Source organism: Ethanoligenens sp. (assembly GCF_047718355.1).
In the GTDB taxonomy this organism is placed as follows: Bacteria; Bacillota; Clostridia; order Oscillospirales; family Ethanoligenentaceae; genus Ethanoligenens.
This window is the reverse complement of the sequence record NZ_JBDNLG010000001.1, coordinates 1-19,517: the sequence shown is the minus strand read 5'-3', so window position 1 is coordinate 19,517 and position 19,517 is coordinate 1. Positions and strand designations below refer to the sequence as shown.

General features: G+C 45.6%; 28 protein-coding genes and 1 other RNA gene. 1 reads left to right on the top strand and 28 read right to left on the bottom strand.

Annotated features, from left to right (window positions below; translation table 11 throughout):
- Window positions 1-55 precede the first annotated feature (55 nt).
- The 28 genes from ABF463_RS00145 to ABF463_RS00010 form a co-directional block, all read right to left on the bottom strand.
- Window positions 56-595 (bottom strand): hypothetical protein, encoded by a 540-nt coding sequence (locus ABF463_RS00145; RefSeq protein ID WP_415531503.1) that lies wholly within the window; start codon window positions 593-595, stop codon window positions 56-58.
- A 155-nt stretch (window positions 596-750) separates the two neighbouring features.
- Window positions 751-1,791, bottom strand: coding sequence for a toll/interleukin-1 receptor domain-containing protein (locus ABF463_RS00140; RefSeq protein ID WP_415531502.1), 1,041 nt, complete (start codon window positions 1,789-1,791; stop codon window positions 751-753).
- 11 nt (window positions 1,792-1,802) lie between these two features.
- Window positions 1,803-2,378 (bottom strand): hypothetical protein, encoded by a 576-nt coding sequence (locus ABF463_RS00135; RefSeq protein ID WP_415531501.1) that lies wholly within the window; start codon window positions 2,376-2,378, stop codon window positions 1,803-1,805.
- Window positions 2,363-2,821 (bottom strand): hypothetical protein, encoded by a 459-nt coding sequence (locus ABF463_RS00130; protein ID WP_415531500.1) that lies wholly within the window; start codon window positions 2,819-2,821, stop codon window positions 2,363-2,365. The genes ABF463_RS00135 and ABF463_RS00130 overlap by 16 nt, the downstream gene beginning before the upstream one ends.
- Before the next feature lie 106 nt (window positions 2,822-2,927).
- On the bottom strand, window positions 2,928-3,191 hold the full coding sequence (locus ABF463_RS00125) for a DUF6133 family protein (protein ID WP_415531499.1): 264 nt from the start codon (window positions 3,189-3,191) through the stop codon (window positions 2,928-2,930).
- 167 nt (window positions 3,192-3,358) lie between these two features.
- Window positions 3,359-4,330, bottom strand: a complete 972-nt coding sequence (locus ABF463_RS00120) for a hypothetical protein (RefSeq protein ID WP_415531498.1) — start codon at window positions 4,328-4,330, stop codon at window positions 3,359-3,361.
- The gene (locus ABF463_RS00115) at window positions 4,323-5,285 is read right to left on the bottom strand and encodes a hypothetical protein (protein ID WP_415531497.1); all 963 of its coding nucleotides are present in this window, start codon (window positions 5,283-5,285) and stop codon (window positions 4,323-4,325) included. The genes ABF463_RS00120 and ABF463_RS00115 overlap by 8 nt, the downstream gene beginning before the upstream one ends.
- Complete coding sequence (locus ABF463_RS00110; protein ID WP_415531496.1) at window positions 5,282-6,520, bottom strand: ATPase, T2SS/T4P/T4SS family; 1,239 nt, start codon at window positions 6,518-6,520, stop codon at window positions 5,282-5,284. Before ABF463_RS00110 ends, ABF463_RS00115 begins: the two co-directional genes overlap by 4 nt.
- A gap of 119 nt (window positions 6,521-6,639) precedes the next feature.
- The gene (locus ABF463_RS00105) at window positions 6,640-7,368 is read right to left on the bottom strand and encodes a hypothetical protein (protein ID WP_415531495.1); all 729 of its coding nucleotides are present in this window, start codon (window positions 7,366-7,368) and stop codon (window positions 6,640-6,642) included.
- Window positions 7,365-8,216, bottom strand: coding sequence for a Flp pilus assembly protein CpaB (locus tag ABF463_RS00100; RefSeq protein ID WP_415531494.1), 852 nt, complete (start codon window positions 8,214-8,216; stop codon window positions 7,365-7,367). Before ABF463_RS00100 ends, ABF463_RS00105 begins: the two co-directional genes overlap by 4 nt.
- Window positions 8,213-8,695, bottom strand: a complete 483-nt coding sequence (locus tag ABF463_RS00095; protein ID WP_415531493.1) for a prepilin peptidase — start codon at window positions 8,693-8,695, stop codon at window positions 8,213-8,215. Before ABF463_RS00095 ends, ABF463_RS00100 begins: the two co-directional genes overlap by 4 nt.
- Before the next feature lie 211 nt (window positions 8,696-8,906).
- Window positions 8,907-9,182, bottom strand: coding sequence for a SpoVG family protein (locus ABF463_RS00090; RefSeq protein ID WP_415531492.1), 276 nt, complete (start codon window positions 9,180-9,182; stop codon window positions 8,907-8,909).
- Between the two features lie 26 nt (window positions 9,183-9,208).
- Window positions 9,209-9,367 carry a hypothetical protein gene (locus ABF463_RS00085; protein ID WP_415531491.1) on the bottom strand — a complete coding sequence of 53 codons (159 nt, stop codon included), beginning with the start codon at window positions 9,365-9,367 and terminating at the stop codon, window positions 9,209-9,211.
- A gap of 275 nt (window positions 9,368-9,642) precedes the next feature.
- The gene (locus ABF463_RS00080) at window positions 9,643-10,671 is read right to left on the bottom strand and encodes a ParB/RepB/Spo0J family partition protein (RefSeq protein WP_415531490.1); all 1,029 of its coding nucleotides are present in this window, start codon (window positions 10,669-10,671) and stop codon (window positions 9,643-9,645) included.
- Window positions 10,672-11,197: 526 nt separating this feature from the next.
- Complete coding sequence (locus tag ABF463_RS00075; RefSeq protein ID WP_415531489.1) at window positions 11,198-11,992, bottom strand: ParA family protein; 795 nt, start codon at window positions 11,990-11,992, stop codon at window positions 11,198-11,200.
- Between the two features lie 310 nt (window positions 11,993-12,302).
- The gene (locus ABF463_RS00070) at window positions 12,303-12,569 is read right to left on the bottom strand and encodes a hypothetical protein (protein WP_415531488.1); all 267 of its coding nucleotides are present in this window, start codon (window positions 12,567-12,569) and stop codon (window positions 12,303-12,305) included.
- Window positions 12,570-12,642: 73 nt separating this feature from the next.
- Window positions 12,643-13,200: a hypothetical protein gene (locus ABF463_RS00065; RefSeq protein ID WP_415531487.1), complete on the bottom strand. Its 558-nt coding sequence runs from the start codon at window positions 13,198-13,200 to the stop codon at window positions 12,643-12,645.
- A 75-nt stretch (window positions 13,201-13,275) separates the two neighbouring features.
- The gene (locus tag ABF463_RS00060; RefSeq protein ID WP_415531486.1) at window positions 13,276-14,061 is read right to left on the bottom strand and encodes a leucine-rich repeat domain-containing protein; all 786 of its coding nucleotides are present in this window, start codon (window positions 14,059-14,061) and stop codon (window positions 13,276-13,278) included.
- Between the two features lie 93 nt (window positions 14,062-14,154).
- Window positions 14,155-14,715 carry a GNAT family N-acetyltransferase gene (locus ABF463_RS00055; protein ID WP_415531485.1) on the bottom strand — a complete coding sequence of 187 codons (561 nt, stop codon included), beginning with the start codon at window positions 14,713-14,715 and terminating at the stop codon, window positions 14,155-14,157.
- A gap of 21 nt (window positions 14,716-14,736) precedes the next feature.
- The gene (locus tag ABF463_RS00050; RefSeq protein WP_415531484.1) at window positions 14,737-15,189 is read right to left on the bottom strand and encodes a hypothetical protein; all 453 of its coding nucleotides are present in this window, start codon (window positions 15,187-15,189) and stop codon (window positions 14,737-14,739) included.
- A gap of 209 nt (window positions 15,190-15,398) precedes the next feature.
- An RNA gene (locus ABF463_RS00045) (hammerhead ribozyme type II) lies at window positions 15,399-15,465 on the bottom strand.
- Window positions 15,466-15,507: 42 nt separating this feature from the next.
- On the bottom strand, window positions 15,508-15,837 hold the full coding sequence (locus tag ABF463_RS00040) for a hypothetical protein (protein WP_415531483.1): 330 nt from the start codon (window positions 15,835-15,837) through the stop codon (window positions 15,508-15,510).
- A 43-nt stretch (window positions 15,838-15,880) separates the two neighbouring features.
- The gene (locus ABF463_RS00035; RefSeq protein WP_415531482.1) at window positions 15,881-16,030 is read right to left on the bottom strand and encodes an AbrB/MazE/SpoVT family DNA-binding domain-containing protein; all 150 of its coding nucleotides are present in this window, start codon (window positions 16,028-16,030) and stop codon (window positions 15,881-15,883) included.
- Window positions 16,031-16,143: 113 nt separating this feature from the next.
- Window positions 16,144-16,509: a DUF4406 domain-containing protein gene (locus ABF463_RS00030; protein WP_415531481.1), complete on the bottom strand. Its 366-nt coding sequence runs from the start codon at window positions 16,507-16,509 to the stop codon at window positions 16,144-16,146.
- Window position 16,510: 1 nt separating this feature from the next.
- Complete coding sequence (locus ABF463_RS00025) at window positions 16,511-17,026, bottom strand: molecular chaperone GrpE (RefSeq protein ID WP_415531480.1); 516 nt, start codon at window positions 17,024-17,026, stop codon at window positions 16,511-16,513.
- Between the two features lie 215 nt (window positions 17,027-17,241).
- Entirely contained in the window at window positions 17,242-18,084 is an 843-nt protein-coding gene (locus ABF463_RS00020) for a hypothetical protein (RefSeq protein ID WP_415531479.1), read from the bottom strand.
- 31 nt (window positions 18,085-18,115) lie between these two features.
- Window positions 18,116-18,379 (bottom strand): hypothetical protein, encoded by a 264-nt coding sequence (locus tag ABF463_RS00015; RefSeq protein ID WP_415531478.1) that lies wholly within the window; start codon window positions 18,377-18,379, stop codon window positions 18,116-18,118.
- 657 nt (window positions 18,380-19,036) lie between these two features.
- Entirely contained in the window at window positions 19,037-19,207 is a 171-nt protein-coding gene (locus ABF463_RS00010; protein WP_415531477.1) for a hypothetical protein, read from the bottom strand.
- A gap of 147 nt (window positions 19,208-19,354) precedes the next feature.
- On the opposite strand from ABF463_RS00010, the gene ABF463_RS00005 reads away from it, so the two are divergent.
- A partial coding sequence (locus ABF463_RS00005; protein ID WP_415531574.1) for a helix-turn-helix domain-containing protein occupies window positions 19,355-19,517 on the top strand: 163 nt, incomplete at its 3' end.

The window sequence follows — 19,517 nt, the reverse complement described above, 5'->3', positions numbered from 1 at the left end:
ACCTCCCTATTTTACCATACTCACAGCGTATTGGAGACGGTCACTGCGCTATTTGTTATGGAAGTTTTGCTCCATGTGGGTCTGTGGTGCTATGGCCTGGTGGGGAATCGGGACAGGTATGTGTCTCCGTATTGGGTGATGCGGTCTGTCGCTTCCGTGCCAGATGCTTACCAACTACATGAGTTACGATAAACACGACCGTGAGAGTCCCCCAAACATATAGTAGGAAATTGTGATGGAACGGATAAGCAAAGAAGCCTAGCAGGAAAGCTGCTACCGTAGCCACAATGCTGTATTGTATGAGCTTTAATATGATCGTCATGATAAGTCGCGGCAGGAGCCGGAAAGAAAATGCGGGGAAACCATCTCCATGCACCATCAAATTTGCCGCGTAAAAGAACAAACCGAAGAGAAATCCAAAGGCGCAAGCATCAACATATATTTTCGCCATCGGAATTTGATTGGCTGCGGTAAACTGCTTCCATCCCGGCAGCGCAAAAAGCGCCATCCAGATCAAAAACAGTGTGCGGGATAGCTTGCTGATTTCAGCCAGCGCCGCGCCGATCGGCCAGCGAGGTTTTGCCGTTTTTTCCATTGTGCATTTCCTCCATCTCGTTTTTGGTTATATAATAAATAGAAAAAAGCCTTCCGCTTATTGCAGAAGGCCCAATTGCGTATGAGCTTGTAGAATCGTGACATAAACATGAAGAGACATCTGATTAAAGACACCTCTGCAAAAGCAAGTACAAATTACAGCTTGTTAATTTTTCGATTGATAGCTTCCAGTAGATCATCGACACTATTGCTCTCAAAGAAATCGTAATATTTGTAATCCGAAAGGCCAAATAGTATATCTTCCGGATTTACTTCGTCAAGCCTTACGATAAACCAAGCTTTTCGCTTTTGAATAAAGGCTTTCCAAATGGTCGATAGTTCATGCCTGGCAAACATTGCTTCAACAGTTGCTCTGCTGATAAAGATGATGGCGAGATCACTCTCACGGATACCGTTTTGGACTCGTTCCAGTATATCGTCCCCTGCGTCGATTTCCTGCTCATCCAACCAAAAGTACATGCCATGACTCTTCATGGCGCTTGTTATGTTCTCGACAGACGCTTTGTTAACGTGGCAGTAAGAAATAAACAGCTTCTTACGTTGCACCGTAATCTCTGGGTGATATCCTTTATTCTCCAAATACTCTTTCTCTGAAAAATGAAATTGGGATGCGTATACCAACTCAAGTAGACCGTCCCGTGTTGGCAATGATACTGAATCCCATCTTCGGTTACCCATTTCAATGATGAACTCCATTAATCCCTTGTCAAAAATGCGTTCCATTGAATACTTTTTTATGATTTGCTCTATTTCAACTTGATTTTTGGATGATTCAATCACAAGGTACGCTTCAAGCTGATAGGGGTTATTGTTTACAAACAGACGAGCATATTCCGAACTAAACTCACTTAACTTTTTAATCGCCGGCAGATAGGTCGACCGGCTTTCATATGGTATTTTTAAGGTGTACCGGTACGGAATTGACATCATTTCGCCTTCTTTACAGATGATAATCTCACTGTTATTATAATCCAGTGCAGAAATAACAGCAAGACCATTTGCTTCAAAAAGAAGTTCAAGGCGCCATTTGATACAAGATAGAATTTTGCTGTCACGCCCATAGCTAAACTCTGAAAATGGTACTTGATAAACATGCTTTGCTGGGTCTAAGCAGAAACGGTTATAGATTACTTCCAGAGCTTCATCTGAAATTGGCGGTGGATACTTTTCAGACATGATTCATCCCCCTAAAACTTTCCCTGCGTCCCAACCGGGACATTCATGGGAACGGTGATTTTCGTGACGGTACCCGCTGCATTATAGGGGATCTCCAGCGTAAAGCTGGCCGTCAAAGTAAGGCCCGTGGTACTGTCCGGCGAACCATCGGACGCGGCCGTCTGGAACTCGGTGACGGTAAAGTCCTCTATTTTGTAGATTTCCTGACCGTTTACCTCGCTGATCCAGCTTGATCCATCTTGCGTCAAGCCAAGTTTACTGGATAATAGATCTGTTACGGGCGTGGTATCGATTGGTTCACTCCAGGTGTTCGTGCTGGCATTGTAAACAAAGCTGCCGCCGATCATATCCTGTTCCCCATTGTAGAGTGTTTCGGCGTTCTGTATATTTGCGGTAATCAGGCTGGAGCGCACTGCCTCGTTCACGCCGGTAGCGGTGTAATTACTACGCCATCGTTCCAGCGTAACGCCAATCAGAAGAAATACGCAGAGAAGAATAATAGCTGTCAGTGGTGCGAAAGAACCCGTATGGTCATATAAGCCCTTTATGGCGCGTGCACGGATGTTCTGAATCATTTTGTCCAGCATTCGCTTACCCCCGGAACGGTAACGCCCTCTGCGACGGTCTTCGCACCTTGGGCATCAACCCCGATTTTATCATCTTTAACCTGATACACAGTAACCGTAAAGGATGTGCCATACTGAATCGCTGTTGATCCTAACGAAGTTTCGGAATCGCTGATTGGAACCTGCATGGATACACCTACATCTGGAGCGTTGACTTGCATAGCATAACGGCCATCCTGTGCAACGCCCAAAAGCGCTTTGATTGTATTCCCGTCTACAGCGCCGTTGGCGCTGATCTGTCTGGCGGCCAGTTCGGCGAGATCATGAGAATTGTCTTTGCCTGCCGATGCTACCCACACAGACATACCAAATGCAAGTGTCAATCCCATAACCAGCATGTAAAAGATTGTATCGATGTGTCCATCTCCCCGATTATCCTTCAGTATTGCAAGAAGTTTTTTCATTGGTGTGCCTGCCTTTCTGTAATATTTTATATAAAGCCTTCCGGCAATTATTTTCAAAAGAAGCCGCCCTGTACGGGCGGCATTGGATGGTATGTAGCGTTGAGGATTAGCCGTTGTAGTTATATCCGTTGGTGATTTTGGTCTGTGCTGCATTCCCAGTCACCGTGATGATGAGCCAAAAGATACCCAACAGCGCAAGTCCGATGACAACGCCGATCACAATTTTCATGGCCGTATCGACATATCCGTCATCGTTTTTCATCACGGCAACAGCGGCGCCTTTTACATTTTCACGAACGGTCAGGGCCTCAAGATAACCCCGGGTCATGTGGTGCCTAACAGAGTTTCGCAGGCGGTGGATTTTCGACATATTATAACCTCTTTCTTTACAATCTGATGTACACTACACGGATCTCAATTTTCTCCACATCACCTCCATTTCGTGGCAGTCAGATCAGATACCACTCCTTTCCATAGAGTTCTACAATTGCTTCTGTTAACAAAAAAGCACCAGATAATCATCCAGCGCGGAAGATATCAAAAACCAACAGGCAAATGCGTCAAGACGGTTGATCCAATCAAGATCATGATCATCACAACCATTGCACCCATTACAAACCAAATAGGAACAGTGAGCTCATTTGGCCGGCGCTTTGCAGCGCGGGTTGCAAACTCAATCTGACGCTCGTTCATCTCTATCACGAGTCCTTCCAGATACGCGCGCATATCCTCGCCATGGTAGATGCCAATCAATCCTTTTATCAGTGAAGTAGCATTAGCAGAATTTAGACGAGTCTCCGTGTTGAGAAAGGCACTTTCGATGCCGCCAATCGTCGCCATTTCCATTTCCGCCAGCATATAGCTGATTTCTTTTGACATGTCTGCCCCTGCGATACGCTGGTAATCCCGTAAAACTTCCTTAACATCGGCATTGCCGGAGCCTTTAGATAACGAGTGCAAAACAGAGTCGGTCATTTGGGGGATTTCCAATTCGATTCGCCCACGGCGTCGTTTGGCAATTTTTCTCACATTCCTCTGCTTGGCGATACCGACGACTACCGAACAGGTTATCAGCCCTGTAGCAGCTATCAGCAAAAGCGTGGTATGTGCGACAATCCCCACAAACACAAACAAAAGTCCTGGAAGCATTACAAGGATACCGAATGAGATTGACATGGCTGTATACCGTTCAGGGGAAATTTCAGCCATGCCTGCTGCACGCAGATCTGACTGCAATCCTTTTTTAGTGTAGCTGTTTAAGTGGATATAGGGTTCAAGGAGATGCGCAATCGGCAAAGTAATACGGTCGCTTAATGCCATATCCCGTGTAGAGGCCGTAAGCGCACGAATAATAAGAATGCTGCGCCAACTGGGCAAACCGAAGTAATTAGACAGTATGATATAAATCGCGCAAAGAACGACTGCGGCAACTGCGGCACTAACAATGTGGAGACTAACCGCGCCGATGCAGGTCAATATGCGATGAGCATAGAACGAAAGATCAATCACCCTTTTCCACCTCCTCCAGCAGATCGATTGGGCGGCTCGCGTGTACCGCCTTAAACGCAAGATACAGACATGCAAGAACGATAATGGCAATCGACAATTTTCCCTGCCAGGAATGCATAAGCAGATATCCCCAATCCGGATAGAAAAAGCCGCAGATTGGAATAGATGCAATTGCAATCAGCATAACGCCGACCGCTTGAAAAATAGGCTCGTCAAGAATGGAGTCCAGCATCATTCGGACACGGCTTTGCTGTATTGCTTTTTTAACCGCACCGGATAAAAGAAATTTTCTGGTTGGGTCGGTTTGGCATAATAGAAGATCATCACACCATTCCTGCCATACCGGGTCATTTATTTTTTTGCGTAATTTGCGAATGCCATTGGATACATTGTTGTCAAAGTTTTTAAAGTCCCGCAGAAACGCTTCCCAGTGGCTTTTCATAGGTTCATTCATTGTGCCGACGTTTTCCTCTGCGGCATTAACCAAATCGAATTTCCGCTGGCAGCCGGTCGATATGACAGACATGCAGGTGTACATTTCGCCGGCAAACTGCGTGCGGAAAGAGGCCGCTGTGAGATGGATCATGAAAATCGGAAGGAACAAACCGAAAAGAGCCAGAGCAATTGACAAAAAAGGATTGAGAAAACAAAGCCCGATGATAGCACCGGCGATCATCATTCTCACGGATAACCGTTTGTAGTTTTCATAATCCTTTTCACGATATGTGTCTTTGAGTATTTCTCTTGCCTCTTGAAATACACGGAAAATAAAAAAAGGTTTGACCTGGCCCTTTGCTTCGCTGATACGGCGTTTGAGAGACGGACGACGGTTGTTTTCACCAGAAGGCAGCAGCACCAATATGTCCTGTACACGAAATCCGATGCAGATCACAAGACCGACGGCAAGGAGAACCGATACAATGATGGCAGGGAGCAGCGGAAAACCGTGCGTCATGCTACATCACCGTCCTTTGTGAACGTTTTCAAATCTTCCAGCATGACACCATTGTTTAAAAGTATCCGCCGGGTGCGATCGGAGAGATTATTGATCTGTTCAAAATGTCCTTTTACATGGACTTTGCCGTTTTCGGCACGGCCGTTATCGTCGGTAACAAAGCGAAAGAGTGTTTGACATCTCAGTTCTCCATGCTCGTAAAAGCCCTCCATAATCTCCATGCACCGACGAACGCCATCCTCCATCCGTTTAAAATACAAAACGACCGGAAAGCCAAGAACCAGCTTGCGCATAAGAACCGGTTCCGGCTGCGGCGAACCTTCCTCCATCAGATCTACGCCTCGGTAGTAGGTACTCTCGCCGTCGTTGCTGTGGATGGTGGAATAAACCGCCATACCGGTATTGGCGGTCTTAACGGCCACGTAGGCCTCGCCGCTGCGCATCTCCTGTACAACGATCACATCCAAGCCAAACCGCAGGCAAATCTGTAAAAGCCGATTGGAATCATAATTTTGCTTGTGTACTTCTGACGGGCGGGTCAACATAGACAGAACCTGATTTTTAGGCCTGCCGTTTTCATCAAATGTCGTCAGGACAACTTCCCGGCTGCCTTCTTCGATGATACCGATGCGAATGTTAGGATCGCTGGCTAAAATGGATAGCAAATAATTCAAAATCGTTGTTTTGCCCGCACGTGGTTTGCCGCCGATCAGAATGTTAACGGAGTGTTTCATAAACATCACGATGAGGTCCAGCATTTTTTGTGTCATACAGCCGGAACCCAGAATAGATTGTGTGGACAGCGGGGCCGGTCTGACAATACGAATACTACCGTATATCCCGACTGAGTTAGGCACAATTGGTGCGCACATGGATGCTTCACGAACAGATTCAAACACATATCCGATTGAACCGGGGAAAGCTGGGCTAAGGGTGTCGGTGTCCGTGTCGCTTTTGATTTTATTAATAGTCGCAAGGGCACTTTCGGGATCAATAAAGCTTTCCGACAGCCACTCATCCGGGCGGTCTGAATAGCGTAAAACAATAGAGTTCCATGCATTGATATTAATTTCTTCCAATGTGGGATATTCGTCGAGGTGTTCCAGATATTTAGAGAGAAAGGAAAGGCCACCCATATCCTGTGCCATTTTTTCAGCCACATCATTGAGATCTTCGTTTGCGTGGATACCCCGGCTTACAAAGTAACGCCGGATGATTCCGGCTAGTTTTGGCACATCGGAATGCTTGCTGTTAAACTCTTTCGAGTGCTCTTCGGACAGATAAGACCGGACAAGGTTATATGCATCCGGGTACGTAAGTTCGGTTTGGTCTGGCAAAAAAAACGAATAGGAAATCACAATTGTCTCCTTCCTCGAATATACTCAGCAGTTTTTTCAACTGTCTGCCGGTATGTATCGTGTTGGTATTTTGATATCAAGCGGCCATTTACCAGTTTGTGATGGCATTCATCCGTGTAGGGGATCGTTGCAAAAACCGGCATTTTGGTTGTGCTGATCACTTCGTCGGTGTCGTCAAATCGTGCGCGGCGGAATAGGATATTCAATCGTTCTTGTGTGGATCTTTCCGCGCCACGGATGATTTGGCACATGTAATTGATACCGCCGGTAAAATCGGCAGGAAGCAGCCTGATCAAAATATCCGCCTGGCTGATTGCATAGTTGGTCATTGCTTCCTCATAATTGCTGCCATCCACAATCATAAAGTCAACGGATTCATCGGCTGTAATGATGCTCACAATACTGTCAACGAGCTTCTCGTTGATCAGGGTTGAACCGCAGAGGTCTGATTTTGTAAAACCAAACAATATCACGTTTCCGTTTGCACTGCTGAATGTCACTTTCTCGTAAATCCGGTTCTCATCGATTGTCCCGTCTTCCTCGACAAATCTTTTAAAAGACGACACGTCTGTTCTTCTTGGCTCCCATACGCTCATGGCGGGGCAATGGTCATCGAGACTTGCCAAAATCACATGATTGTGTCTGCCGGCAAGAACATTAGCCAAAGCAGAGGCAAACGTCGTTTTTCCGACACCCGGTGTTCCAATCACACCAATCAGGATCATTGCTGCACCCCCTGTAGAATCTGCGTCTGCTCGTCTAGCAGTGTTTGGGCTTTTGCGCCGCCACCACGGTATACTAGCGCAAAAATGAGCTCGGATTGGCTCATTTGCGTCAGGCGGGAAATTTGTTGTTGATTGACATAGAGGGTGACGGATGCTGGAAGATTAGACGTGCTGGAGTTGGTCGTGGCACCAATAGACGTTTTAGACTGATTTTTCGAAACAGCGGCGTTTTGCCCGTCGGAAGCGGCAACAGCCGCAACCCTCACAAATTGAAGCTCGGTCGGTGTTGTATCTTGATTGCCTTGACCGCCCGCATTGTTACTGCCAGCTGTGGAACCGGTCGCTTTCAGCGCGGAAATTCTGACAATATCTCCGGCTTTCAGTTGTCCTGCGAGGGCGTCTGACAAATTCTTGACCGGTACGCTCATGAGCATCTCATTATCTGCGAGGGTATACACAGGATTTGCCTTTGTGAGTTTATTGCCGGTGATGTTATCCTGCGGCAATATGTCGGTAGTAGCGTAGGCACCGACAACCAGAGAAGGGTCACCGGTCACATTGCTTTGTAATTGATATTTGCTGACCTGATCTATTTCAATCATATTCGAAGTAACTTGTGTACCTTGCGAAATCAGTTCTCTGGCGCGGACAACCGGAACGGTGGCCATCGTCAGCTCGTTGACCAGAAACACCCCGCCAAAACCGACCACAACAGCCAGTCCGATGCTCAATGCGCTAACCATGATCCTCTTTTTTGCATCGGGAGAAAGATTATGTTTTTCCTTCCCTTTAGGTGGTGGATTGTCCACATTTGCAGCTTGCTCCGGCTTGATAGATTCCTCATTCATGTAATCATCCTCCATATCAGTTGTAAAAAATAAGTACCAATACCCGCCGCCGCAAAATACGGTGCAAAAGGCATTGGTACGCTCAAACGTTTGCCATCACGGACTTTAAAATACAGTTTTCCCAGTAGGAAAAGCAATAGGGAACCAAGAATTGCCCAGTATGCACCCGGATATAAGAGAACTAGATTTGGCTGTGCCAAAGCAAATCCCGCACTTCCGGCCAGTTTGATGTCACCACCGCCAACACCACCCTTTGCTATGCCAAGTAAAAACAGAGGGACAAATCCCAATGCCATTCCAGCGATAGAATAGAGCAGATTATTTACAATTTGGTCTGGAGGCCCGGTTGAAAGAATGCGTGCAATGCCTATGGCAAGCAGAAGCCAATGGACAAATTTTGGAATATGCTTTGTCCGGGCATCGATAACGGCCGTGCCGAAGAGCACAGCCGTGAAACAAATAAAGCTGAATATTTTCATATAACCCCCTAAGTCCGCAATCGCAAATCAATAATCTGCGAGACCAAACACCATCTGGGATTGCCAGCCGAGTCATTGTAATAGCACACCAGCCCGTCGTGGCCGCCAATGCTGTGACCGGTTATCGTTCCGCTTTCTATACCACAAAAGTTGTGGTTTGTTTTAACCACGACAGTTGCGCCTGGTCGGAGATCCGCTGCGCAAAAGATACTCAAGAGGCTGTCGCCTCCCGATGAATTGCAGCATAATATTCCTCCAGAACCGCAGTCTCGATCATCTGCCGCACCTCAGAAGAAATGGGATGCACGACATCCTGAAATCTCCCATCCTCAGAATGGCGGTTTGGCATAGCACAAAACAGACGATTGACGCCCGCGATGACTTTGATATCGTGGATTGCAAGTTCACCGTCGATGGTCACAGATACAATTGCTTTGATCTTTGGCCCATCAACCATTTTTCGAATGATCACCTTTGAAATAGTCATGTTGTTTTCCTTTCCACATTTTAATTTCAAATACTTTTTTGCAGCTCTGCACGCAAAAGCATATTTTGATCTGCGCGCTCTTCCATACGAGAAATTCTCCCGGAAAGTTTGCAGCAGCAGAATACGAATAATACATCAAACAGTGTCAAGAGCCCAGTAACAGCGAAAAATATGATCTTGTCCATGAAATTCCTCCGATCTGTCTTTTCTGTAGTGCCTATTTTCGTGCCTTTTGCGACAATATTTTCGCATCCATTTGGATACAATAGCTTTCGGGAGACGCAAAATCATCAATTGCTCTGGTAAGGGCAGTATAAAAGGGACGTTTTACGCTCTCCGACCAACGGGAATAATTTCCTGCATTTTTGACAATCCTATTCAAGACAAGAAAAACGGTCTGGTATATGCCGCTTTTCCTGTCGGGGCGCACGAGGGGGTGCGCCCCTTTTTTAGTGTCTTTTTACTTGCCGGCATTTACTTGATCATGATATTCGTGCTGGTATTCGTGCATTGTTTCAATGAATTTATCGATTGTGTTCCCCATGTCAACGCCAGATTTTTTGAGCATGTCACTAAGAAGATAAAGTCCAGTTGTGATCTCTTCTATTTGACGGACCACGTCGGCTGCTGTAGACTCATTAAAACCCAACGTATCATGCGGTATGGGTACAGGTGGTACGGGAACTGATTCCTGATTTGCTTTTTCGGGAACCAGTTCCTGTTTTTCTAGTAAAGGTGAAGAAGGAAGTGGAGACGTGTGTGCGGATACCTCAGTGATCTTTTGAGAACCAACTGACGATACCTTTTGCTGCTGCTTTGGAACTGGTTCCTGTTTATGCAAAGCGGAGGAAGGCTTTTTTGGCGTTTCCATCCGGCTGCCGGCAAGGGCATCAGCCTGATTAATGCTCATTCGGTTTTCAGCGATAGCTTGCAGCTCGTCAGCCGACAAGTCTTGGCAGATCCTTGCGTATTTGTTCACCTGCCGGCCTGAGACATTGAGCATTTCGGCAATTTTCTTTTTTTGTTTAGTTGAAATTGCATCATCGTGGGATTTGTCAAAAAGCAATTGCGTGAGATGTTGGTAATGGCTTAACGATTCTGCCGCCGTATACTGACGCACCTGATAATTGGCCGCGTACAGGCGCTTTATTTCACCAAATTGATCAAGTCCCTCATACACGTTAGCCTGGATTACCTGCCACTGTAATACGGACGTGATGGCTTTGAAACGACGCTCACCGGATATAAGCCGATACCTGCCGCCAACATGATTGACAACAATCGGGTGTAGAAGACCGTTGGTTTCAATGTCATCCGCTAATTCCGCTATCGTTTCATCCGTATCCTTTTTGGCAAACACATTTTCCGGATTGAAATCAACCAGACTACACCTAATTTCTTTAAATTCTGGAACCGGTTCCAATCCTTCGGCTTTTTCTGCGATTTTTTGTGCAGACTCCATTATATCGTCAACACTGAATTTGCCCATGCTTCTGCGCTCCTCTGTCATAGAATAAGCGGGATCGTCCGGGTCGTTCGTGGGGTCTGGCGCGACCGCAATGCCAGGGAAAAATGTTTTGATGACTTCTTTTTTGGCTGCAACACCCTTTTTGTTTGCGGTGCAGCTGATGGATACTGTTCTGCGGCAATCCGAGCGATCCTGATTGTATGCTGCGGCAAGATATGGATTCTCTTTGCAATAGGAGATAATGCGATCACAGAGATCGTGGTCAAGGGAACGAACATAAATGGAACACTTATCGTCAAGACTGCCGATCCAATCGCTTTGATGGTTTGGTGGTTTGCTTCCTGCCCGGCACTCATACCGTTTATGCCGGGCAGGCCAGCCTTCTTTCACATCCACGACAAATGGACATTTCTGACATTCGATATCCATAACTCGGCCGAGAGAGCCATCTGCCTCATTCTGTTGTGCCATCTGATAACCGGTCGTTTCGGCTTTTGTGAACTTTTTGAATGACCGACCACATTTAGTATAAAAGGTGTTCAAAAGCTCACCCCATTTTTGACAGCAACTCGTCCACCAGGGCGTTGTAGTCGGCCGCACCGGTGCAACCGAGATCATACACATGCACGGGCACCTGGTTGTTGATTGCCTCCGCGATACGTGTGTTCTTACGGATTACGGTGGACAGGGCGGGAAAATTCGTGTAGTTGAAAAGCGCCCGTTTATAGGCTGCTTTGTTTCGGGTCTTTTCGTCCATGGTAATGAGGGTACCGAGAATCTTGAGGCGCGGGTTGCTGCGTTTGACGTTTTTTATCATGGCAATCATGGACGTGATGCTTTTGATTGCGTTTGCGTCTGCGATGTTCGGCAGGAGGATGTAGTTGGCAGCAACGAGTGCATTGGCCGTCAAATTGTTGTCGGCAGGCGGGCAGTCTATGATGATGTAATCGTAAGATTCGAGAACCGGTTCCAGAGCATCCGTCAAGACAAATTCCTTGCCAGACTGAATCAGAAATAGTTCACCGTTTGTGTACTTAAATTTGTAATCTGCCGGAAGCAAGCACAAACTTGCAATTTTGGTTTTACGGATTGCTTCGGAAACAGGAACCGTATTTTCTCGATTGTAAACATCGTAGATGCTAAATGGTCTCATGCCTTGCGGAACCGCAGGATCGTCTTTTTCGTAATATTTGTCATAGTATGCAGTAGCCGATCCCTGCGGATCGTTGTCCACCAGGAGGACACGAAAGCCTCTGGTGGCCAAAATACCGGCGACATTGACGCTGGTGGTTGTTTTGCCCACGCCGCCTTTTTGATTCATGACACAGATTGTGGTTGCCATTTTACATTACCTCTTTCTGTCAACTCAGCTGGAATTTCAGCTTATATGAATTTAAGAACTGATTCCTAAATTGAAACGGCATGTTTTTATCTTTTCAAGCGGAAAATAACAAATGAATCCACGCATAATGCCACACACATAATTCCTTGTGTGAAATAACTCGAAACTCTGAACACAAAAGTCACGACAGACAATATTGCAAACAGAATGCCAAGCACAAAACATATTTTTTTCATGAATTTTCCCTCCGATCAAAAATCCACCTAATCCTTGCCCCACAGATCCGGGTTATCCGTCGTTTTTGTACACTTTAATATGTGTTACTCCGAAAATGTCTTTTCCGGTAAATCTCATTGAAGCGCCATCTGCCGATTGCGCAGAGTTTTTTGACAGCTTCGATATACAAGCCTTCCTGTTCGGAAGAAAAAATTTGTTCGAGCTTTCGCCTTGCTGCCATAATGTCTTCTTCAGGGCAAGGGCAATTCCAGAATCCTATTTGCCCCCCGCAGGCAAAATCAAATGTTTGCAGCAGCTCTTTCACCGCCAATGCTTGGTGCGGTTGAATTTCATTGCCCATAAGAACACCTCCACCCCATGACATAAAAAAACAGCCACCCGTAGGCGGCTGTTTTTTGGAACCGGTTCTCAATCTATTTGTTTGCTTTAATTATCTCAATAGCTTTGTTCGTACCAAGGCGATCATGTAATACGTCGTGTATGAGCTGTTTATCTCCTTTTAAAAATATACGCTCATATTTTTGAATTTGCCTGGGCGTTTCACACATAATCCGACCAATCTCTTTGCGTCTCTCGTGCTTCCCCATTCCATTTCCAATCCCAAGCCCATGATACAAGTAAATAAAATGCTTGAGTCTGGAACTTGATGTCGGTTTGCACATCTGTGCGGCAGATGCATAACGAATCTCATCAAGCTCCGTAAGGTCACGATAGACAATACAGACTGCCCTATCTACAGCCATATATAAGTAGACATCCAAGAAGAATAAACCCGAAAGCAGCCGGTACACTCCAGCCCTATAATTAACGAGTATAGGCCAACAAATATCACTGTTGGTATTATCCATCGTTTTGATAAATTCCGCTATATAGCTACTGGAAAATCTTTTTCCTGAATCTATTGCGGTATCTGTCTGGATTTTCCGAATTGGAACTTCCATAATTTCCGGCAGACTGGCTTGTTCGCTCATGTTCGCGCAATCCTCCCGACTGCATTTTTATTCAGTATACCTTGCTTCTGAAGTAAAAGCAATGGGAGAGGGTATTCAGTCATCGCTGTAAATATGCATTGCATGGGTGTCCATTTTTGTATTAAGGCCAACCTTCACGTCATCCAGTGCCAAGCAGTCGGCAAAGGCATCAAATTCAATTTCTTCGACAGCATCCGGAATCTGAATATATTTCAGCCCCGTGCCAGAGAATGCACCCTCTTCGATCTTTTTAAGGTTGTCTGGCAATGCAATATACTTTAGATTGCTACAGTCAGAAAATGCAAAATAGGGAATTACTGTAATGCCATTTGATAGCATGACCGTATGCAGTTTACCGCAATAGCCAAAAGATTCGCTTCCCAATTTTGTCACGCTGTCCGGTGTAAAGAGCGCTTCCAGATTTGAGCATTCCTGAAACGCACCGTCAGCAATTGTCCGAACGCCTTGCGGTATTGTATAATCCGTATGACATCTTGCGGAAGGATATCGTAAAAGGATTGTAAGATCTCGACTGAACAGGATGCCATCTATTGACAGGAACCGTTTATTTCCGGGTTGAACCTCGATCTTTTTGAGGGAAACGCAGCTGGAAAACGGCTGATCCTCAATCAGTGTAACTGTGGAAGGAAGAAAAATTTCTTTTAAGGCTCTGCAATTTTCAAATGCACTGATTCCGACTCTGATCAACCCTTCCGGTAAATGAATGTTTTGGATGCTTTGGCATTGAGCAAATGCACCACAACCAATTGTATGTACGCCATTGGGCACTGTAACCACCGTATCCGTATCTGTGTCCTTAAATTTCTTTAATTCTCCGTTTTCGATGACCATTTTGCACATGTCGGCGCATCCTTTCATAACAAGCCCTACTGCGACAAATTGTCGCAGTAAAAAGCAGCCTTCCGGTTGGAAGGCTGCTTTTACGATACGATTCTATTTTAGTGCCATACTAAATGAGCTTTTCCCTACCTTAAATCCATTTTTCTGATAAAAATTCCTCAAATTATCTATTCCGATAGGTGTTTCTGCATATAAGTCTCCTGAGACCAATTGAACTTTGTGCTCATAAGAAAATGAAAGAATCGCAGAAATCAAATGGCTGGCATGACCTTGCCTTTGGTAATCAGGTATGGTATCTAAGCTTGTAAGGTCAAACGTATTATTGGTTTTATAAGGGAAATCAGTATCTTGGCACATTACTATATTACCCACCGCTTGTGAAATCCAGGCTCCAGAGGAATAATAGTGTTGACTCAGTCTGTAAACAGAAAATGTTACTGTATAAACAAAATCCGGTTTTTCCGGTTTGATCTGTATGTAATGCAAATGTCCGTCTTGGATGTATAGATGGAAGTCACCCTCTTGCTGTATGCGATCGGCGTTTTCCAAAAGCACCTGATGATCCTTCAACAGGATAGATTGCTTGCATAACAGTTTCTTTTGTTCCTCATTGCTTTTTCTAAGCTCTTCAATTTCCTTTTTGCAACGGAACAAGCAATCACATCCTATGGAATGTTATTTTATGTAATAATTGCGCAATACACGATGCGCATCATAATATAGATCTTTCTTGTAGCTGCTTTTAATAAAATCGGGGTTGCTTTCATGGTTCGCCATTTTTATCAGTTTCAAGAGCAGCCTGAACTGTTGTCGCCCGGCCGGAAGATATCGAATATATCTGAACGTATCCATATAAGCGACGCCATCCCGCATTTCTACGGGAAGCTGCCAGACAAAGCGCCATCCAATGTACAGAAATCTCCTGCATTCATGTTGCGCCGCTTCCACTTTATTCAGTATATATTGCTTTTGAGAAGTTGTCAAAGTCTTATTGTCTTCAATATAGATTACTGCCGTAAAAAGAGCGCGGCCCTTTCCGATGGCGATAAGAGCGTTTAATTTCCGCAATATTTCCGGATACGTTCCTTTCATTGCTTCTCTTGCTTCTATTATGTCTTTTTTGCGCATGTACACATCCTCCCATCTTTTATTGTCGCAGTTGCTGAAAAAGCTGGTCTTTAGATTTTTTTCCCCAAGTGCGACAATTTGCCGCACTTGGGGGCTTAGTGGACATATTCCACAAGTTGGGCTGCACCGGCGCATTTAACCAAAGCTCCTCGCGCGGCACGGAGGGGGGCCCGTCCAGCGCTGTCATCGGCACCCAACAATTTAGAATAGGCAGTCTGCAAACCGCAGTGCCGGGCGGCCATTCCCGGCAGACGGGACCAAAATCCCGTTTCGGTTTAATATTCGGCGGACAGAAGACCATGAAATGGAGTCTATCGTTCAATAGTCCTCTGATGGCCATGGATTATCGTTATCCGGTTCATCCTTGAACCCATTTTTGACATACTGCTCAAACGTACAGCCGTGCTCATGTAAGAACTCTCTGTCCTCCTTTTCCGCGTCCTCGGCTACATGCCCCATTTCCGACAGTAAACTACTCCACGTGTCTAGACTAAATCCTTGCATGACCGCAGAAGTAGAAGAACATGGGCAAGAACGGCCGTGCTCCCAGCACACACTCCAGTACCCGCAGCCGTGTGACGCAAGGTTTCTGTCATATGGCTTACGGTATTGCGGCTCAAACTGTTTTTTAAATAAAGAAACAAACATCCCTACCCTCCTGACAGTAGCACAAAGCATGAAAATCGTCAGTTTATTGAATTTTTCTAAGAACAACCGTATCCTTATCCACGAGAATCTCTAATTCAGTTCCATTTTTAATTTTCAATATCCGACGCAATTGCTTTGGCAGTACGATACGGCCCACATCATCTATTTTTCTCACGATACTCGTTTCTTTCAATTGTTTCGCATCCTTTCAACGAGTCCAAAAACTGAGCCAATTTATTACAACCGATGCATGACCGCCTAAATTTATATGTTTCATCGGGAAGGCAGCCGGTGCATCTGCCTGTTCTAACAAAGCATATCCGTTCCATTGTTCTTTCGATTCCTCTCCAAGTATTCTTGTTCATCTCTATAGTATGCAATCGGCATATCCGCCTCTTTAGCCGCGTTAATTTCACCCCACATACCTTCCGATATGCCATTTTTGAGGAATACCGCCAGTCGGTCACACCGGTGCATCAACGTCAGTCCCATACTCAGCCCCAGTTCACGCTCTTGATGAATACCATCCCGCAGGAAACGGGTGAAATATACATGCGGGGCGATGGGAACATCTCCACAGCGGGCAACTGCAAAGCAATATTCAGCGCCTTGAAGAATATTGCCGGAAATATCACCCCTGAGTGGTGAGCAAATATAGACAAGTTCCTGCATATTAAACCTCCCCGACCTTCATCTTGCGCAAATCGTTCCACCACCGCATGACCTTGGGCATTTCACTCTCAACAATGGAATCCTTGACCGACTGTTTCTCCTGACGATACTCATTGAAGATATCGGCAAGTTCGCTGCGCGCGCAGGCAAGATCGTTCGTTTCGTCATCGTCCAGAACATCTTGCTCGGCAAAATCCTGTATGATCTCCCAGAGATCCACGGCCTCGTCCACGCAGTCATTTGAAATCAACCACTGTAAAAACGTGAAATCTCCAAACCCCATGCTGAACCAGCATCGGTCAAACCAGCGCTCGGCGTAATCCCTTTCGTCGGAGCCGTTGCTGTAGGTGCCGCCTACCAAATCACCTATAAAGTTCTCCAGCAACTCCGAGACGGTCAGTCCTGCCCCGCCCGCCTTGATAAAAAGGCGTTCCACATCGGCGTCCGAAAGCTTCAGCGCGATGTTGCGCTCCTTGATCGTTTTGATTTCCGCTGCTTGTTTTTCTCCGATATTCATAATGTTTTCCTCCTTGATGTCGGTGATCATATTCCGATTGAGTATTGAATAGCATCCAAAAAATGGTATACTGATATGGGCAAGCTTCGCCATTTCGATACAGGATTACAAAAATCTGTATCAAAGTGACAAAGCGACGGGTGCCATTAGCACGAACGGCGCATGGGGAGGCATATGGGAGGCACGAAAGAAACGTGGATATCCAAAATGAAAAGTTAACCTGCAACCGGAAAGCGCTGGGCAAATGCGAAATTGTGTCTTGTAACGTAGAGCCAATCACTGTTAAACGGCGCGATCCTCCATCGCCCATAGGAAACCATCCGGTATTTTGCGGACCGTCTGAGGTCTTTTAAGTATTGCTTGGGGTTATCTACGATCATCATTGTGATTCTGTGAGACTTGAGGCGGGATTTTTCCAGTTCCGCGATAATATTGGTGGTATTCTCGCGCACAGTTTCCAAAAAGGCAGCGATCCGGCGTTTCCTTTGAAAACGAGAACCGGTTCCTGATTTCAACAGGTACAGTGAATTCTTGTAGATGGAAGCCAGTTCCAGCGCCGCGGCAGATCTGTTGCCGACGTCATAGGCGGCCACCATGAGTTTACGGATCTTCCCGGCCACCATGACCTCTATTAATGCACTGAGCTTGCGGCGGTAGTAGTGAACGATTCTGGTATTATGCAGCCCTTTATTGGTAATGCAATACTTGCCTTTTATAAAGCGCAGCCGCAGGGGAACGGAAACTACCGCTGCCAGTTGGCGCCACTCGATAACCTCATTCTCATCGACCGTGCCGGCAATGCCATTGTCCATGCCCAAGATGGCAATAACGTTGCCGTAAAACATCTCATTGTGCTTGAGGTAGTAGTACTCCTGTGAGATATCCAAATAAGCGAATACATAGCCGCCCATGATGTTTTGCTCTTGCAATTGCAGTTTTTGGCGGGTTGTGCGGGCCTGTATGCCCGTGGGGTTGAAGTAATCAATATCTTTGCGATCCAGCAGCAGTTCAAGCTCGTCCTGTTTACGTGATGCGATGATGTACCATGCTTTACTCATTGTCTACCTCTCCTGTCTTATGTCCGCTTCTTTATTGGCTTTTGCGGTCTGAAAGGCTTTCGTAAGCCGATTGGAGCATTCTGGAGGTGCTGGAGGGGGTATCTGTGAATATACGGAGCAGGAAGGCAATCGTGCGGCCCGCCAACTCCGGGGTGCAGCTGGCCACACAGCGCACCTTCTGGCCGTCTTGGTAAGCGTGAATTTCGGAGGATGTCGGGAGGGCTTGCTGTTCCCGGTCAGGCGACTGTTCAAAGTCATTCCAGATTTGGGCAACACTCCTGAGATGCTTTTTCATTGTCAACACTCCTGTCTAATTGCTTGTCCATTTTATTTGCAGCCCGAATACTCGGGCGTTTGTCATATTGCGGTCTTTGATTCTATATCTCTCACTTCTACCACACAACCTTGTTTAATTACCACGGTAACAGACTTTTCGCTGTCTCTGGATGCTACCGGAAATGCATGGATTTCCTCTTCACTACATCTACTCAAATAAGATTTCAGCACATCATGGCACATATCCGGCCGGAAGTCCTTTGTTTCACCCGTGCTGATACTGTACACATGACTCCGACAACGAATGCCATTGATAATGGTTTCCATGATTACCACCTCAGTCTATCTATATGCCAATGGCTTGGGCACCTTTATCAAAATATTATCCTGCTTGTTCGTTTTCATTGTTAACGCTATCGATTTTGGAAATTATTGACTACCGTGTGGCGTGGGATTATAATATATTGTGACATCTTCGTGCTTTGCTTTTTCGGGCATCAATGTGTTTGCGGAGCATCTTGCAATATGCTTTCGGAGCACCTTTTCTAAGATAGTCAGCGGTCAACTGAACAAATTTCCGTCGATTAATCATTCGGTCAGCATCCTTGACGATTACTTTCTATCGTCGGTACACAAAGAGCATTCCTCCAGAATTTATGTTGACCGTTGTCGTAGCTCACCCGGTCGCCTTATCTTCTGTCTCCTGTATGATTAACGCGCCCATGATAATATCTTTAATGCGTGCTTTGGCGGCGGGAGATAGCTTTTTAAATGCTCTTTCGATTTCAATGGAATCATTTGCGCGCCGATTGAAATTGTCTTGTGATTCTTTAGGTGACACTTTCATTCATCCACCCCACAGTTTCTTTTTAACACTACAAAGTTCTCTATAGGTACATTATAGTTCTTTTAGAGTACTTTGTCAACGCTTATAGTGCAAATAGTTTGCATTGAGAACATACATGTAGTATAGTATAGGTGAGGAGTTGAAAACATGGATAACATCAGCGTGAGGTTGAAAAAGATTCGACTTCATTTGAATCTCTCACAAGAGGAATTCGGAAATCGAATTGGAATTAAATCAAAAGCACATATATCTGGTCTTGAAAATGGTAAAAAAAACGTGACCGATAGAATTATTAAAGATATTTGTGAAC

Excerpts from the sequence above, each read along its gene's own strand:
- ABF463_RS00125 (WP_415531499.1), bottom strand. The coding sequence starts at position 3,191 with ATGTCGAAAATCCACCGCCTGCGAAACTCTGTTAGGCACCACATGACC.
- ABF463_RS00025 (WP_415531480.1), bottom strand. The coding sequence starts at position 17,026 with ATGAATATCGGAGAAAAACAAGCAGCGGAAATCAAAACGATCAAGGAG.
- ABF463_RS00085 (WP_415531491.1), bottom strand. The coding sequence starts at position 9,367 with ATGGACAAGATCATATTTTTCGCTGTTACTGGGCTCTTGACACTGTTT.
- ABF463_RS00050 (WP_415531484.1), bottom strand. The coding sequence starts at position 15,189 with ATGCGCAAAAAAGACATAATAGAAGCAAGAGAAGCAATGAAAGGAACG.
- ABF463_RS00100 (WP_415531494.1), bottom strand. The coding sequence starts at position 8,216 with ATGAATGAGGAATCTATCAAGCCGGAGCAAGCTGCAAATGTGGACAAT.
- ABF463_RS00145 (WP_415531503.1), bottom strand. The coding sequence starts at position 595 with ATGGAAAAAACGGCAAAACCTCGCTGGCCGATCGGCGCGGCGCTGGCT.
- ABF463_RS00070 (WP_415531488.1), bottom strand. The coding sequence starts at position 12,569 with ATGGGCAATGAAATTCAACCGCACCAAGCATTGGCGGTGAAAGAGCTG.
- ABF463_RS00010 (WP_415531477.1), bottom strand. The coding sequence starts at position 19,207 with ATGAAAGTGTCACCTAAAGAATCACAAGACAATTTCAATCGGCGCGCA.
- ABF463_RS00095 (WP_415531493.1), bottom strand. The coding sequence starts at position 8,695 with ATGAAAATATTCAGCTTTATTTGTTTCACGGCTGTGCTCTTCGGCACG.
- ABF463_RS00130 (WP_415531500.1), bottom strand. The coding sequence starts at position 2,821 with ATGAAAAAACTTCTTGCAATACTGAAGGATAATCGGGGAGATGGACAC.
- ABF463_RS00090 (WP_415531492.1), bottom strand. The coding sequence starts at position 9,182 with ATGACTATTTCAAAGGTGATCATTCGAAAAATGGTTGATGGGCCAAAG.
- ABF463_RS00075 (WP_415531489.1), bottom strand. The coding sequence starts at position 11,992 with ATGGCAACCACAATCTGTGTCATGAATCAAAAAGGCGGCGTGGGCAAA.
- ABF463_RS00080 (WP_415531490.1), bottom strand. The coding sequence starts at position 10,671 with ATGGGCAAATTCAGTGTTGACGATATAATGGAGTCTGCACAAAAAATC.
- ABF463_RS00015 (WP_415531478.1), bottom strand. The coding sequence starts at position 18,379 with ATGAAAAAGCATCTCAGGAGTGTTGCCCAAATCTGGAATGACTTTGAA.
- ABF463_RS00115 (WP_415531497.1), bottom strand. The coding sequence starts at position 5,285 with ATGACGCACGGTTTTCCGCTGCTCCCTGCCATCATTGTATCGGTTCTC.
- ABF463_RS00040 (WP_415531483.1), bottom strand. The coding sequence starts at position 15,837 with ATGTTTGTTTCTTTATTTAAAAAACAGTTTGAGCCGCAATACCGTAAG.
- ABF463_RS00065 (WP_415531487.1), bottom strand. The coding sequence starts at position 13,200 with ATGAGCGAACAAGCCAGTCTGCCGGAAATTATGGAAGTTCCAATTCGG.
- ABF463_RS00030 (WP_415531481.1), bottom strand. The coding sequence starts at position 16,509 with ATGCAGGAACTTGTCTATATTTGCTCACCACTCAGGGGTGATATTTCC.
- ABF463_RS00060 (WP_415531486.1), bottom strand. The coding sequence starts at position 14,061 with ATGTGCAAAATGGTCATCGAAAACGGAGAATTAAAGAAATTTAAGGAC.
- ABF463_RS00135 (WP_415531501.1), bottom strand. The coding sequence starts at position 2,378 with ATGCTGGACAAAATGATTCAGAACATCCGTGCACGCGCCATAAAGGGC.
- ABF463_RS00020 (WP_415531479.1), bottom strand. The coding sequence starts at position 18,084 with ATGAGTAAAGCATGGTACATCATCGCATCACGTAAACAGGACGAGCTT.
- ABF463_RS00140 (WP_415531502.1), bottom strand. The coding sequence starts at position 1,791 with ATGTCTGAAAAGTATCCACCGCCAATTTCAGATGAAGCTCTGGAAGTA.
- ABF463_RS00105 (WP_415531495.1), bottom strand. The coding sequence starts at position 7,368 with ATGATCCTGATTGGTGTGATTGGAACACCGGGTGTCGGAAAAACGACG.